This window comes from Desulfoprunum sp., assembly GCF_053613775.1.
Window position 1 is genome coordinate 406010 of record NZ_JBSHXH010000008.1, and the last position, 13795, is coordinate 419804.

A 13795-nucleotide genomic window follows, 5' to 3' on the forward strand; every position below is an offset into this window, starting at 1 on the left:
TGGGATTGACTGTACCATATCCGGTAGCGGACATAAACCGGCAGTGTTGTTGATGGCGGTCGGGGAATGGCCCTGTGCCGGCGGGATGAAAAAGCCGCTTGACATGCAACCGATAATTACATACATATAGTAATTATTCCTATAAAGGGGTCATGATGCAGCTACGTATGACCAACCAGCGGGAGATCATTCTTGCTGAGTTGAAAAAAAGCGGCAGCCATCTGAGCGCCGATGAACTCTATGAGAGGGTCCGTCGCAACATTCCGCGGCTGAGTCTGGCGACCGTCTACCGCAATCTCGAAATTCTTTCGAATCTCCATCTGATCGCCAAACTGGAGGTCGGTGGGCGGCAGAAACGCTTTGACTATGACGTCAATGATCATGATCATATCTATTGTATCGTCTGTCATCGGGTTGATAATATCGAGTTGAACAGGGAACAGGTATCGACTGTCGTCGCCGATGGGCAGCAGGGGTATGCAGTGACCGGCTATCGGCTTGAATTTGCTGGGATATGCCCAGAATGTCAGAAAAAAATGAACAAGGAAATGAACAAGGAGACCAACGAATGAATTGTGGATGCGGATGTGCATGCAGCAGCAATGCCAATACTCTCTCGGACGAACATAAACAGATTCTCGCCGCCATGGAGAAATGCGGCGGTCCGTGCGGCACCAAGGATATTGCGGCTGCCACCGGCTATGAGGCCAAGAGTCTCAGTGCCAGGATAGCCGAACTGAAGAAGCAGGGCTATGTTGACAGCCCGGTCCGCTGCAAGTACGGCATCACCGATCAGGGGCGCAATGTCCTGAAATCGTGATCCCGGCACCGGTGCGAGATGCGAAAGGCCCCGGACGCTTGAGCGTCCGGGGCCTTTCGCGTTTTTCGGGACGGCGATCAGGTGCGCATCATCTCCCGGAGGACGTAGGGCAGGATGCCGCCGTGTCGGTAATACAGGACATCGATCTCGGTATCGAGACGGCAGATGGTCGTAAAGGCGATCTCCCGGCCGTCGGCCTTCCGGGCGGTGATTGCGACGGTCGATCGAGGTGACAGGTTCGTCAACCCGGCGAAGGAATAGATCTCGGTGCCGTCGAGACCGAGGCTGTCGGCGTTGTCGCCCCCCTTGAAGACCAGCGGCAGGACGCCCATCCCCACCAGGTTGTTGCGATGGATCCGTTCGTAGGATTCGGCGATGACGACCCTGACACCGAGCAGGTTGGTCCCCTTGGCCGCCCAGTCGCGGGAGGAACCGGTACCGTACTCCTTGCCGGCGAGGACAAGCAGCGGGACCCCCTCCGCCTGGTAACGCACTGCCGCTTCATGGATGAAGACGATTTCATTCTCCGGGAATTTGCGGGTGTAGCTGCCCTCCTTTCCTCCGGCGAGCAGATTTTTGATCCGGATATTGGCGAAGGTCCCCCGGATCATGACCTCGTGGTTGCCGCGCCGGGACCCGTAGGAGTTGAACTGAGCCGGGGCAATCCCCTGGCCGGCGAGGTGCAGGCCGGCGGGATAGTGCGCGGCGATGGCCCCGGCCGGGGAGATATGGTCGGTGGTCACCGTGTCGCCGAGACGGACCAGCACCCTGGCGCCGGCGATATCGACCGGTGGTGAGGGGCTCGGCGAGAGGCCGTCGAAGTAGGGCGGTCTTCGGATGTAGGTGGAATCGGACTGCCATGGGTAGGTGGTGCTTTCCCGCACCGGCAGCATCTTCCAGAATTCATCGCCATCGAAAATGTTCCGGTATTCCCTGTCGTAGGCCTCCCTGGTGACATGGGAGTCGATCAATGCCTCGATTTCGGCGGTCGAAGGCCAGATTTGGGACAGGAAGACCGGCTGACCGTTCGGGTCGCAGCCGAGGGGTTCGGTCTCCAGATCGATATCGATCCTGCCGGCAACGGCAAAGGCCACGACCAGCAGCGGCGAACCGAGAAAATTGCTCTTGACCCGCTGATGGATCCGCGCCTCGAAATTGCGGTTGCCGGAGAGCACCGCCGCCACGTTCATCTCGTGTACTTCAATCAGGCTCTCGATCGCCGGATGCAGGGGTCCGCTGTTGCCGATGCAGGTCGTGCAGCCGAAGGCGGCAAGATGGAAGCCGAGGGCCTGAAGATACGGGGTGAGGCCGGCGGCATCCAGGTAACTGACCACGACCTTCGACCCAGGGGCAAAGGATGTCTTGACGAAGGCGGGGACCTTCAGTCCCCGTCGCACCGCGTTTCGCGCCAGGAGACCGGCACCGATGAGGACGAAGGGATTGGAGGTGTTGGTGCAGGAGGTGATGGCGGCGATGACGACACTGCCGTCACTGATCCGTACCGGGGCGCCGTTGATCTCGCAGGTGAATTCCCGGCGGTTGACCGACAGGCATTCGCTGTTCCGGGGTTCATGGCAGCCCGACTCCTGCTGGAAGGTCGAAATCTCCGGGACCTTGACGTCCCGCTCGTACCGGCAGCCGAGGATTCCGGTAAAGGTCGATTTCATCGCCGCGAGCGGGACCCGGTCCTGCGGTCGGGCCGGACCGGCGAGACAGGGGGCGATCGCCGTGAGGTCGATGTCGAGGATGTCGGTGTACTCCCGCTGGTCGTCGGCTCCCAGGTAAAAAAGACCGTTGGTTCGGGCGTAGGCCTCGGTTATATCGGCCTGGAGATCGCGATTCGTGAGCCGGAGATAGTCGATGGTCCTGTTGTCGATCGGGAAATAGCCGAGGGTGGCGCCGAATTCGGGGGTCATGTTGGCGATTGTGGCCCGATCGGGAACCGTGAGGTGGGCCAGGCCGGGGCCGAAGAATTCGACAAATTTCTCCACGACGTTGTACTGTCGCAGACGCTGGGTGAGGGTGAGAACGATGTCGGTGGCGGTAACCCCGTCCTTCGGCCTGCCGAGCAGTCGGACCCCGATCACCTCGGGGATGGACATCGAGTAGGGTTGGCCGAGCATGACCGCCTCGGCCTCGATGCCGCCGACCCCCCAGGCCATCACCCCGATGCTGTTGATCATCGGGGTGTGCGAGTCGAGGCCGACAGCGGTGTCCGGGTAGAGCAGGCGGTGGTCCTGCCGCTGTTCGGCGATGACCACCCGCCCGAGGTGTTCGAGGTTGACCTGGTGGCAGATTCCCGAGTTCGGCGGGACCACCTTGAAGTTGGCGAAATTCTTCTGCGCCCACTTCAAGAGGGCGTAGCGCTCGCTGTTGCGTTCGTATTCCCTGGCGACATTGTTGCCGAGGCTGTCGACGGTGCCGAAGAAATCGACCTGGACACTGTGATCGACGATCAGTTCCACCGGCACCTGGGGGTTGACCCGCCGCGGGTCGCCACCGAGATCGCGGACGGCGTCGCGCATCGCCGCGAGATCGACCACCGCCGGTACCCCGGTAAAGTCCTGCATCAGCACCCGGGCCGGGTGATAGGCGATTTCGACCGGCAGCCGGTATGTTGTCTGCCAGTTGGCGATGGCTGCCAGATCCTGGTCGCGGACGATGACGTCGTCATGCCGGCGCAGCAGGTTCTCGACGAGAATCCGGATCGAGAAGGGCAGCCGGTCGATGCTGCCGAAACCAATACCGGATAATTCCGGCAACGCATGGTAGCGATAGGATGTACCGTTGATGACGAGATCTTTGAGCAGGGCTGGGTAGGGCATATCCACTCCATCGGAAGGTTGGTTGGAAGGTTTGCAGGTGCACGGGAGGAGATCGAACGATATGGCACTTGGAGGCGGGGTTGAGCCGTGATCGTTGTTTCCTCCTGTAGTCCAGTGTACTGAAATTTTGAACGCACAACAGGGAAAACAGCGGGGGCGGGAAAAAAACCCGAAAATGTGGTATGTTGAAACGAAGATGCAAATGACCTTTATCGTCGATATGGAAACGGGAATGGAATGATGAAGACGTTTCTTCGCAAGAGCGCGGTGCAGATCCTCCTCGGCCTGGTTGTCGCGCTGACTTTGTTTTTGCCCGGCCTGCTGTACAACATGTTCGCCGAAAACCCGCTGACCTGGTTCAGGGGGGAGTACCTGTGGATGTTCTGGGCCTTTGGCATCGTCCTCTGTGCCTGCCCCAGTTTCCGCCTGTCGGCTACGGTTCTGACCGGACTGGCGTTCCTTGAACTGACCCAGTTCGCCAGCCTGGCTTTTACCCATGAATACATCACTCCCTCCACTATCGGGCTGATGCTGATCGAATATCTGGATGTCGCCGAGTCAACGGTGGCCAACAGCATCCATTTCCTGCATGTGCCGCTTGTCGTGCTCCTGCCCTACCTCCTCTGTCTGGAGATTCTGCGCCGGACATGGGCCTTTCCCTTCAAGAGCCGCTGGTTTGTGATCTTCGTGATCGCCTTTCTCGTTTTTCCACTGGTCCGGATCAAGACCGACACCGACCGTGACGATATCGTCAATTTTTTCCCGACGGCCAAAAATCCAACCCTCGTCAACACGCTCAACTCCTATTCCCTCTACTTCGGCGTGCTCCTGCCGGAGAGTCTGTTCGGGAGGACCGTCGCGCATCAATTCCCGGAGTACCAGATCCGGGAGACCGGAATTCCGACATCTCCGATGACGGTGGTCCTGGTGATGGGGGAGAGCCTGACGCCGAACCATATGTCCCTGTATGGGTATGGGCGAAAGACGACGCCGTTTCTCGAGGAATTGACCGGTGACCCCGACTTTGTCCACCGCAAGGGGTACTCTGCCGCCAATGCCACCCGGGCGGCACTGCCGATGTTCTATACCCTGCAGTACCATCCGCTCGACGAAAACCGGCTCCGGCGCCAGGATTCCAATCTCTTCCTGCTGGCGAAACAACACGGGTTCAGGACCTGGTATCTTTCCGCCCAGAACAGCAATTGCCTCAATGGAGTCAACCTCGGCGCGATCGATGTCATGATTACCGCCGACACGCGACCGGAGCTGTTCGAGCGGGAAAAGGACGAAGGCCTGCTGGAACTGGTGCGGGAGGTGCCGTCCGGCGGCAAAAATTTCATCGTCGTCCACCAGCGCAATGTCCATCTTCCCTACCAGACCAACATCGAACACCGGCCCGCATTCCAGCGCTTTCCGACTGAAGGACTTTCCTTTGAGGATTCGACTATCAACGCCTACGACAACGCCGTGCTCTATGCCGACTACCTGTATCGGCAGCTGCTGCAGGAATTGCGACAGAGGACGGACGGCCCGCTCTATGTCTTTTTCACCTCGGATCACGGCGAAAATTTGGGGGACAACGGGCACTGGGGCCATGACCGGCTTGACCTGGTGTCGTCGGTGGTGCCGATCATGTTCTATGCCAGGGGCGGCGATGGCAGGTATGTGCGGGAAATGCGGCAGAAACCGCCCGCCACCCATTACCAGCTGGGGAAAATGATCGCCCGGATGCTCGGCTATGATATCCGCAATCCGGCGGAAGAGGGTGGCGTGGTCTACGTCAACGGGGTCGCTTCACAGGGGCGCAGCGGCTATATGCGGTTTCGGGTTTCGGGCAACGGCGAGCTGCGGGATCTGCGAGTCTTCAGGCCCCCGTTTGAAGCCGTGGAGGGAAAAGGGCGGGAGAATGTGAAGAGGGTCACTCAGTCCATTCCCAGATAGGCCTTCTGCACCAGAGAATTCTTTTTCAGGTTGTCGGCGGTGTCGCTGACCACGATCTCTCCGGTCTGCAGCACGTAGCCGCGATGGGCGATCGACAGGGCCATGAGGGCGTTCTGCTCGACCAGGAGAATGGTTGTCCCTTTCTCGTTCAGGGTCTTGATGATATCGAAGATCAGCTCCACCAGTACCGGCGCCAGCCCCATCGAGGGTTCGTCGAGCATCAGGATGCTGGGATTGAGCATCAGCCCGCGGGCGATCGCCAGCATCTGCTGCTCGCCGCCGGACAGGGTCCCGCCGTATTGACTGAGTCGTTCCTTGAGTCGGGGGAACAGGGTGAAGCCGTACTCCATCCGTTCCTGTATCAGCCGGTGATCGGTGACGGTGAAGGCCCCCATCTCCAGGTTTTCCCTGACGGTCAGCTTGGGAAAGATGCCGCGGCCCTCCGGGACATGGCCCAGACCGGCGAGGACGACGGCATGCGGCTCCAGCCTCGAGATGTCCTTGCCATAGAGGGAGATGCTGCCGGCGGTGGGGTGCATCATGCCGGATATGGTCCGCAGCGTCGTACTCTTGCCGGCCCCGTTCGAGCCGATCAGGGAGACGATCTCCCCCTCGTTGACATCGACACTGATCCCCTTGAGGGCATGGATATGGCCGTAATGACTGTGGACGTTGTGCAGTGAGAGGACGCTCATGGCAGTTTTTCCTCGTGTTGTCCGGCGACGGCGCCGCGGCCGAGATAGGCCTCGATGACCCGCGGGTTGGCACGGATTTCCGCCGGAGTCCCCTCGGCGATCTTCTCGCCGTAATCCATCACGCAGATGTGCTCGGAGATATTCATGACCACCCGCATGTCGTGTTCGATCAGGAGGATGGTGATGCCGCGGTCGTCGCGGATGCGGCGGAACAGTCGGGTCACGTCCTCGGTCTCCTGGGGATTCATGCCGGCCGCCGGTTCATCGAGGAGCAGCAGCAGCGGGTCGGCGGCCAGGGCCCGGGCGATCTCCAGCCGTCGCTGCGCCCCGTAGGGCAGGTTCTTCGCCAGTTCATTGCCCACTCCCCTGAGGCCGACGTAGTTCATCAGCTTCACCGCCCTGTTTTCCGCCTCCGCCTCTTCCTGCTTGAATCCCTTGAGGTGGAGGAGGGTGGCGAGCGGCGACTGCCGCAGGTGGACGTGCATGCCGACCAGGATGTTCTCGACCACCGACATCTCGCCGAACAGGCGGATATTCTGAAAGGTCCTGGAGATGCCGCGGGCGGCGATCTGGTCGGGGCGGAGGCCGACCAGTGAGCAGCCGTTGAAGTTGATCTCGCCCCCGTCCGGGCTGTAGATGCCGGTCAAGGTGTTGAAGAAGGTGGTTTTGCCGGCGCCGTTGGGGCCGATGATGCTGACGATCCGTCCCGGCTCCAGTTGGAAGTTGACCTTGTTGACGGCCGTCAGGCCGCCGAACACCTTCATCACATCGATTGTTTCTAGAAGCGCCATCGCAATCCCGTCCTCTTATTCGGTCACCGTCTCTTCCGCGGCCAGCCTGCGTTTTCTGCGCCTGGCCGGAATCAGCCCGCCCGGGCGGAAGATCATCATCAGGATCAGGATCAGGCCGAAGAGCAGGCGCTGGTATTTGGCTGGATCGAGCTGGGTGGAGAGGTCGCGCCAGGCGAAATTGATCAGGGGGATGACGGCGTCGCTCTGCCGCAGTTCGCTCAGGTACAGCGAAAATCCCTGCAGGATCTGGAGGTTCAGCAGCGTCACGGTCGCGGCCCCGAGGATCGCCCCCGGGATGCTCCCCGAACCGCCGAGGATCACCATCGTCAACACCCCGATCGACTGCATGAAGGAGAAGGACTCGGGGCTGATGAAGGTGCGGCTGGCGGCGAGCAGGACCCCCATGACCCCGGCGAAGGAGGCCCCCATGGCAAACGCCGCCAGCTTCATCCGCACCAGCGGGATGCCCATGGCGATGGCGGCGGTCTCGTCCTCGCGGACGGCGGTCCAGGCCCGGCCGATCTTCGAGTCATCGACCCTTCTGGTGACGAAGATGATGACGATGATCATCGCCAGGGCCAGAAAATAGAACATCACGTTGTACAGGTCGGCGGTGCTGGCCCGATGGCCGATGAGGCTGCCGAAGACGGTGTTGAACCCGTCGACCAGGGGCTCGGGCATGGTGGGGCGCTGGATCGGGGTGATGCCCTGCGGCCCGTTGGTGAAGTTCAGCGGTTTGTCGAGGTTGTTGGCCAGGACGCGGATGACCTCGCCGAACCCGAGGGTGACGATGGCCAGGTAGTCGCCGCGCAGCCGCAGCACCGGGAGGCCGAGCAGGATCCCGGTGATCGCCGCGACGATGATCGCCAGAAACATGAAGAGATAGAAGGCGTCACCGGGCAGCAGGAAGGGCAGGTTGGACGGCTGCGTTCCCGGGGCGAAGTGGAGGACGTAGAACTGCTGCGAGCCGAAGAAGGCCCAGAGGTAGGCGCCGACGGCATAAAAGGCGACATACCCGAGATCGAGCAGCCCGGCGAAGCCGACGACGATATTCAGGCCGAGGGCGAGGGCGGCGAATACGCAGATCTGGAAGATGACCTCGAGATAGAAGATGTTGCGGACCCCGACCACCGGGATGACCACCAGGGCCAGCAGGACGCCGGCGATGATCTTGAACCGGGTGTCCGCCTTGAAGTAGTAGAGGGAGAAGAACGAACTGACCAGGGCGAGGAAGGCGAGGCTCGAACGCGGTGTGGAGTAGACCAGGGCGGTGCCGAGCAGGGTGTGACCGATGATGATGGCATAGGGCCACAGGCCGTGGTTGAAGCGGTCGAAGAACTGCCTGAAACCTGTCGTTTTCATGGCGGGCTCCCTCCTATGCCTTCTGGCCGACGTTTTCGCCCATCAGGCCCTGGGGCCGGAAGATCAGGACGAGGATCAGGATGCTGAAGGCGAAGATGTCCTTGTATTCCGAGCCGGCGGCGCCCATGGTGAAAACGCCCATGTAGGAGCCGGCGAAGGTCTCGAGCATGCCGAGGACGATGCCGCCGAGCAGGGCCCCGGTGAGGTTGCCGATGCCGCCCAGGACGGCGGCGGCAAAGGCCTTCAGTCCGGGGAAGAAGCCGACGAAGGGGTCGATTCGGGTGAACTTCAGGGCATACAGGACGCCGGCGGCGCCGCCGAGCAGACCGCCGACCAGAAAGGTGATCGAGATGATGCGGTTGACGTTGATCCCCATCAGACTGGCGGTGGGCCGGTCCTGGGCGACGGCGCGGATGGCCTTGCCGATCCGGGTGGCGTTGACCAGGTAATTGAGTCCGATCAGCATCAGCATCGCCGCGACGATGACGATGATCGACTTGATCGATATGCCGAGATTGATGGTCGTCTCTCCGAGGGCCAGCTTGCCGAAGTTGAGGCGCTGGTCGAAGTTGCCGAAGGAGGGGAATATCCGGTTGAAGTCACCGGTCGTCAACCCCTCCACCAGGCGAATGAGATCCTGCAGCAGAAATGAGACGCCGATGGCCGAGATCAGCGGCACCAGCCGCGATGCCCCGCGCAGGGGGCGATAGGCGACGCGTTCGACCGTCACGGCCAGGGCCCCGGCCGCGACCATCCCCGAGATGATGGCCAGGGTCAGCAGGACATAGGACATCCCGAGGGAGGCGCTCCGCAACAGACCGCTGTTGTCGAGGGCGATGAGAATCTCGACCCCGACGAAGGCCCCGACGGCGAAGATTTCGCTGTGGGCGAAATTGATGAACTCCAGCACCCCGTACACCATGGTATAGCCGAGGGCGATCGCGGCGTAGACGAAGCCGATGGTCAGACCGTCGATCACCACCTGGGGGAGGTTGACCAGGGTATAGGTATACAGGGACACATTGTACTTGTCCTGGAGGGCGAGTCCGACCGCGGTCTGATCGAGGGCCAGGGCGAGGGCCAGGACGAGGCTCGACAGGACGACGGCGCTGCCCAGCGAAAAGACCACCATCTGACCCAGCGGCCGGATGAGCTCACGGGCGTTGATTGACTGTAAAAATCGGTTCATAGGGACTCCCCGGTGAAGAACTTCCGGTTCTTTTCCGCGGAAAAGAACCGGAAGAAAGCGTGCTCAGGAGGCCTTATTGCTGAGGAGGAGCGATATCGAGGGTCTTGACGATGGAGTTGTCGCTCCACTTCGCCGGGTCGGCGGAATTGACCTTGAGGACGAAGTATTTGGCCACGGTCGGGTCGCCGATCTGGTTGAAGGTGAACGTGCCGGTAATCCCGGGGAAATCCTTCAATTCACGAACGGCCTTGGCGACTGCCTCGCGGCTCGGGGTGGCGCCGCCGCCGGCCTTGGCCGCATTTTCGATGGCCTTGAGGATGATGGCCATGCTGTCATAGCCCTGGGCGGCGAACGGCTGGGGATCGGAATTGTATTTGGCCTTGAAATCGGTGATGAACTTGGCGGTGCCGGCATAAACCGACGCCGGACCGGAGACCGTCGAGTAGTAGGTGCCGCCGCCGTCGATCAGCGTCTGCCCGGCGATCTTGGAGGCATCGGAGGAATCGAAGCCGTCATCGCTCATAAAGGTTCCGGCATAGCCGCGTTCCCGGGCCTGTTTGAATAGGACGGCGGCCTGGGAATACATGCCGCCGAAGTAGACCAGGTCGGGATTGCCGGCCAGGATCGGTGACAGCAGGGCGTCGAAGTTGGCCTTCTCTTCGGTGCCTTCGAAGCCCAAGACCTTCATCCCGATCTCGCCCGCCCGTTTCTTGAAGAATTCGGCGATGCCCTGGCCGTAGGCGGTCTTGTCGTGGAGGACGAACACCGTCTTGGTCCCCAGGCCGAGGGCGAAATCGGCGCCGACCACCCCCTGGACGTCGTCACGACCGACGATCCGGTTGATTTCCATGTAGCCGCGGGTGGTGACCTTGGGGTTGGTGTTGGCCGGGGAGACGTTGGCGAGACCGGAGGTGTGGTAGACTTCGGAAGAGGGGATCTGGACGCCGGAGTTGTAATGGCCCATGATCGCCAGAATGGCCGGATCGGAGACGATGCGCTTGGCATTGGCGACACCGGTGTCGGGGTTGGCCTGGTCGTCGAAGGGGGCGAGTTCGACCTTGAATCCCATGTCGGCAAGTGGCTTGCCAAGCTGTTCGAGGGCCAGTTCCGCCCCTCGCTTCATATCGACACCGACCACCGACTGGTCGCCGGAGAGAGGAGACTGGGTGGCGACCTTGATCGCCTTGGAGTCGGCGGCCGAGGCCATGCCACAGGCGGCCACGGTCATACTGGCAGCGACGAACAGGGAAAAAGCTTTCGACATGTGTTTGAACATACTCCCTCCTTCTTTGAATGGATCAACAGACGGTTTCGGTTCACCCATTGGTTCGGGAGCGGGGAAAAACTCCCCGCGGCCTTTCCAAACAGGGTGTGCTGCATTACAGGTTTTCCAAGATACCACAGCTGCATACCGGAAGTGATGCTACCTTATTCAGGTTGAAAAGGTCAAGAACAGTATTGGACAAGACTGTATAAAAAATATTACGACAATATTGTAAAAAAATGGAACCTGACACGCGGCTGTAACCACCGAACATTGCGGCGGTGGTCCATGTGCCTGTGGCGAGCTGCGGAATATTCCCTTGACAAGGAATTTTGCCAATTGTACTTAAAAATAAAGGTGTTGTTGAATAATGAGGGGAGAATGCCCGCGTTTCTCGAGACGTCGGGGCCTTTTCTGCACCAGGCAGCATGATGGCAATCAGCTGCTGGCGCTCATAAGCCGAAAGGAGAAAAAATGGCAGAACAACCGACCGTATTGACCCCTGAAATGGATGATGTCGACAATGACGGCAAATCTCTGATCGTTGCCGAGGACAAACTCCCTGAGCGTCTGCTGATCATCCCGCTCCATGATCGGCCGATGTTTCCGAAGATGATGGGACCGATCATCATCGAGGATCAGGCCCTCCAGCAGGCCCTGATGGATATCGAGGACAAGAGCGCGCCGCTCTACCTCGGTCTTGTCCTCTCCCATCCCTCCGAGGATTCCCTGCCCCGCATGCCGCAGACCATCGATGATTTCTTCAAGGTGGGAGTCGTCGTCAGGGTCCTGCAGGTATCGGTGGCCAAACCGGGGGCGCCGATGCAGCTGCTGGTCCAGGCCCTGGAACGATTCGATGTCGTCGAGCTGGAACGGATCAAAGGGGTATTCCGGGCCGAAGTGCAGTACTGGCTCGACGGCAAGCCCGAAAATACCGAGGAGATCAAGGCGTATGCTGTGGCGATCATCGATTGCATCAAGGAGCTGGTCAATCTCAATCCTCTGTTCAAGGAAGGCCTGTCCCTGCTGATCGAGCGGATCAACCTCAGCGATCCCAGCGCTCTGGCCGATTTTTCGGCATCGATGACCACCTCCTCCGGCACCGAGATCCAGGAAATTCTCGAGACCCGCGAGGTCCGGGTGCGGATCGAGGCGGCCCTGGTCCTGCTGAAAAAGGAACTGGAGATCACCAAGCTGAAGGCCCAGATCTCCAAGCGGATCGAAGACCAGCTGTCCAAGCAGCAGCGTGAGTTTTTCCTCAAGCAGCAGCTCCAGGAAATCAAGAAGGAGCTCGGGCTGGCCAAGGACGAGAGCGAGAGCGAGATCGACAAGTTCCAGCAGCGGCTGAAGAAACTGGTGCTCAGCGATGAGGCCGGGGACCGGATTCAGGAGGAGCTGGAGAAATTGCGCCTGCTTGGCCCGTCCTCGGCCGAATTCAACGTCAGCCGGGCGTATCTCGACTGGCTCACCGTCCTGCCCTGGGGGGTCTACACCGAGGATAACTACGATATCGACAAGGCCGCGGCAATTCTCAACAATGATCACTATGGCCTCGAGGATGTCAAGGACCGGATCCTCGAACTGATCTCGGTCGGCATCATCAAGGGGGACATCTCGGGATCGATCATCCTCCTCGTCGGCCCCCCTGGCGTCGGCAAGACCTCGATCGGGCAGTCCATCGCCAGGAGTCTGGGCCGCGAGTTCTACCGCTTTTCCCTCGGCGGGATGCGGGACGAGGCTGAAATCAAGGGCCACCGCCGGACCTACATCGGCGCGATGCCGGGCAAGTTCCTCCAGGCGATCAAGACCTGCAAGACCGCCAACCCGCTGATCATGCTCGACGAGGTCGACAAGATCGGCGCCAGTTTCCAGGGCGACCCGGCCTCGGCCCTGCTCGAGGTCCTCGACCCGGAGCAGAACAAGGACTTCCTCGACCACTATCTCGATGTCCGCTTCGATCTGTCCAAGGTCCTGTTCATCTGTACGGCCAACCAGATGGAAACCATCCCCGGCCCGCTCATCGACCGGATGGAGGTGATCCGCCTGCCCGGCTACATCATGGCGGAAAAGGTCGAGATCGCCCGGCGCCACCTGATCCCCAAACAGCTGAGGCTGCATGGCCTGACCAAGGACCAGGTCGTCTTCCCCAAAGCGGTGCTGACCGCCATCGTCGACAGCTACGCCAGAGAGGCCGGGGTGCGCGGGTTGGAGAACTGCATCAAGAAGATCATGCGCAAGGCGATCAAGGAGATCGTCAAGGATCCGCAGAAGACCATGCGGGTCAGCAAGGACGACCTGTCCGAGCTCCTCGGCAAGAAGGTCTTCACCGAGGATCACGCCTACAAGAAGCCGCGGGTCGGCGTGGTGACGGGGCTGGCCTACACCAGTATGGGCGGGGCCACCCTCCACATCGAGTCGATACCGGTGCCGACCGGCCAGGCCGGTTTCAAGCAGACCGGCCAGCTGGGCCAGGTCATGGTCGAATCGTCGGAGATCGCCTACAGCTATGTCCGGTCACTGCTGCAGGACGACAAGGCGGCGACGGAATTTTTCGCCAAGAACTTCATCCATCTCCATGTCCCGGCCGGAGCCACGCCGAAGGATGGCCCCTCGGCCGGCATCACCATGGCCTGCTCCCTCTACTCGCTCGCCGTCGGCAAGACGATGCCGGCCAGCACCGCAATGACCGGCGAATTGACCCTGAGCGGCCTGGTCATGCCGATCGGCGGGGTCAAGGAAAAGATCATCGCCGCGACCCGCGCCAAGATCGCCCAGGTCCTGCTGCCGAAGGAGAACAAGGAGGACTTCGATCTGCTGCCGGAACATATCCGGGAAGGGATCACCCCCCATTATGTCGCGACCTTCAAGGATGTCATGAGGATCTGTTTCCACTGAACAACACAGCCGA

10 protein-coding genes are annotated in these 13795 nt (G+C 60.6%); 4 read left to right on the forward strand and 6 right to left on the reverse strand.

Translation table 11 applies throughout. The features are described from left to right. Positions 1–152 precede the first annotated feature (152 nt). Positions 153–572, forward strand: a complete 420-nt coding sequence (locus tag ACWGKN_RS16630; RefSeq protein WP_052159815.1) for a Fur family transcriptional regulator — start codon at positions 153–155, stop codon at positions 570–572. Next, on the forward strand, positions 569–820 hold the full coding sequence (locus ACWGKN_RS16635; RefSeq protein WP_035228288.1) for a winged helix-turn-helix transcriptional regulator: 252 nt from the start codon (positions 569–571) through the stop codon (positions 818–820). Before ACWGKN_RS16630 ends, ACWGKN_RS16635 begins: the two co-directional genes overlap by 4 nt. A gap of 77 nt (positions 821–897) precedes the next feature. Here the strand turns inward: ACWGKN_RS16635 and acnA are convergent, their stop codons facing one another. Then, positions 898–3645 carry an aconitate hydratase AcnA gene (gene acnA, locus ACWGKN_RS16640; RefSeq protein ID WP_052159814.1) on the reverse strand — a complete coding sequence of 916 codons (2748 nt, stop codon included), beginning with the start codon at positions 3643–3645 and terminating at the stop codon, positions 898–900. Between the two features lie 237 nt (positions 3646–3882). On the opposite strand from acnA, the gene ACWGKN_RS16645 reads away from it, so the two are divergent. Further along, positions 3883–5586, forward strand: a complete 1704-nt coding sequence (locus ACWGKN_RS16645; protein WP_452095660.1) for a phosphoethanolamine transferase — start codon at positions 3883–3885, stop codon at positions 5584–5586. On the opposite strand, the gene ACWGKN_RS16650 is transcribed toward ACWGKN_RS16645, so the two are convergent. The 5 genes from ACWGKN_RS16650 to ACWGKN_RS16670 form a co-directional block, all read right to left on the reverse strand. Further along, entirely contained in the window at positions 5568–6281 is a 714-nt protein-coding gene (locus tag ACWGKN_RS16650; protein WP_424255074.1) for an ABC transporter ATP-binding protein, read from the reverse strand. The genes ACWGKN_RS16645 and ACWGKN_RS16650 overlap by 19 nt on opposite strands. Then, positions 6278–7072, reverse strand: a complete 795-nt coding sequence (locus tag ACWGKN_RS16655) for an ABC transporter ATP-binding protein (RefSeq protein WP_035228282.1) — start codon at positions 7070–7072, stop codon at positions 6278–6280. The genes ACWGKN_RS16650 and ACWGKN_RS16655 overlap by 4 nt, the downstream gene beginning before the upstream one ends. Positions 7073–7087: 15 nt before the next feature. Continuing rightward, positions 7088–8434: a branched-chain amino acid ABC transporter permease gene (locus tag ACWGKN_RS16660; protein WP_424255072.1), complete on the reverse strand. Its 1347-nt coding sequence runs from the start codon at positions 8432–8434 to the stop codon at positions 7088–7090. A gap of 13 nt (positions 8435–8447) precedes the next feature. Further along, positions 8448–9623 carry a branched-chain amino acid ABC transporter permease gene (locus ACWGKN_RS16665; RefSeq protein WP_424255070.1) on the reverse strand — a complete coding sequence of 392 codons (1176 nt, stop codon included), beginning with the start codon at positions 9621–9623 and terminating at the stop codon, positions 8448–8450. A 73-nt stretch (positions 9624–9696) separates the two neighbouring features. Continuing rightward, on the reverse strand, positions 9697–10899 hold the full coding sequence (locus ACWGKN_RS16670) for a branched-chain amino acid ABC transporter substrate-binding protein (protein WP_452095661.1): 1203 nt from the start codon (positions 10897–10899) through the stop codon (positions 9697–9699). Positions 10900–11361: 462 nt separating this feature from the next. Here ACWGKN_RS16670 and lon point away from each other — a divergent pair, with 462 nt between their 5' ends. Continuing rightward, on the forward strand, positions 11362–13782 hold the full coding sequence (lon, locus tag ACWGKN_RS16675; RefSeq protein ID WP_035228281.1) for an endopeptidase La: 2421 nt from the start codon (positions 11362–11364) through the stop codon (positions 13780–13782). Positions 13783–13795: the final 13 nt, after the last annotated feature.

Excerpts from the sequence above, each read along its gene's own strand:
- ACWGKN_RS16630 (WP_052159815.1), top strand. The coding sequence starts at position 153 with ATGATGCAGCTACGTATGACCAACCAGCGGGAGATCATTCTTGCTGAG.
- ACWGKN_RS16635 (WP_035228288.1), top strand. The coding sequence starts at position 569 with ATGAATTGTGGATGCGGATGTGCATGCAGCAGCAATGCCAATACTCTC.
- acnA (WP_052159814.1), bottom strand. The coding sequence starts at position 3,645 with ATGCCCTACCCAGCCCTGCTCAAAGATCTCGTCATCAACGGTACATCC.
- ACWGKN_RS16645 (WP_452095660.1), top strand. The coding sequence starts at position 3,883 with ATGATGAAGACGTTTCTTCGCAAGAGCGCGGTGCAGATCCTCCTCGGC.
- ACWGKN_RS16650 (WP_424255074.1), bottom strand. The coding sequence starts at position 6,281 with ATGAGCGTCCTCTCACTGCACAACGTCCACAGTCATTACGGCCATATC.
- ACWGKN_RS16655 (WP_035228282.1), bottom strand. The coding sequence starts at position 7,072 with ATGGCGCTTCTAGAAACAATCGATGTGATGAAGGTGTTCGGCGGCCTG.
- ACWGKN_RS16660 (WP_424255072.1), bottom strand. The coding sequence starts at position 8,434 with ATGAAAACGACAGGTTTCAGGCAGTTCTTCGACCGCTTCAACCACGGC.
- ACWGKN_RS16665 (WP_424255070.1), bottom strand. The coding sequence starts at position 9,623 with ATGAACCGATTTTTACAGTCAATCAACGCCCGTGAGCTCATCCGGCCG.
- ACWGKN_RS16670 (WP_452095661.1), bottom strand. The coding sequence starts at position 10,899 with ATGTTCAAACACATGTCGAAAGCTTTTTCCCTGTTCGTCGCTGCCAGT.
- lon (WP_035228281.1), top strand. The coding sequence starts at position 11,362 with ATGGCAGAACAACCGACCGTATTGACCCCTGAAATGGATGATGTCGAC.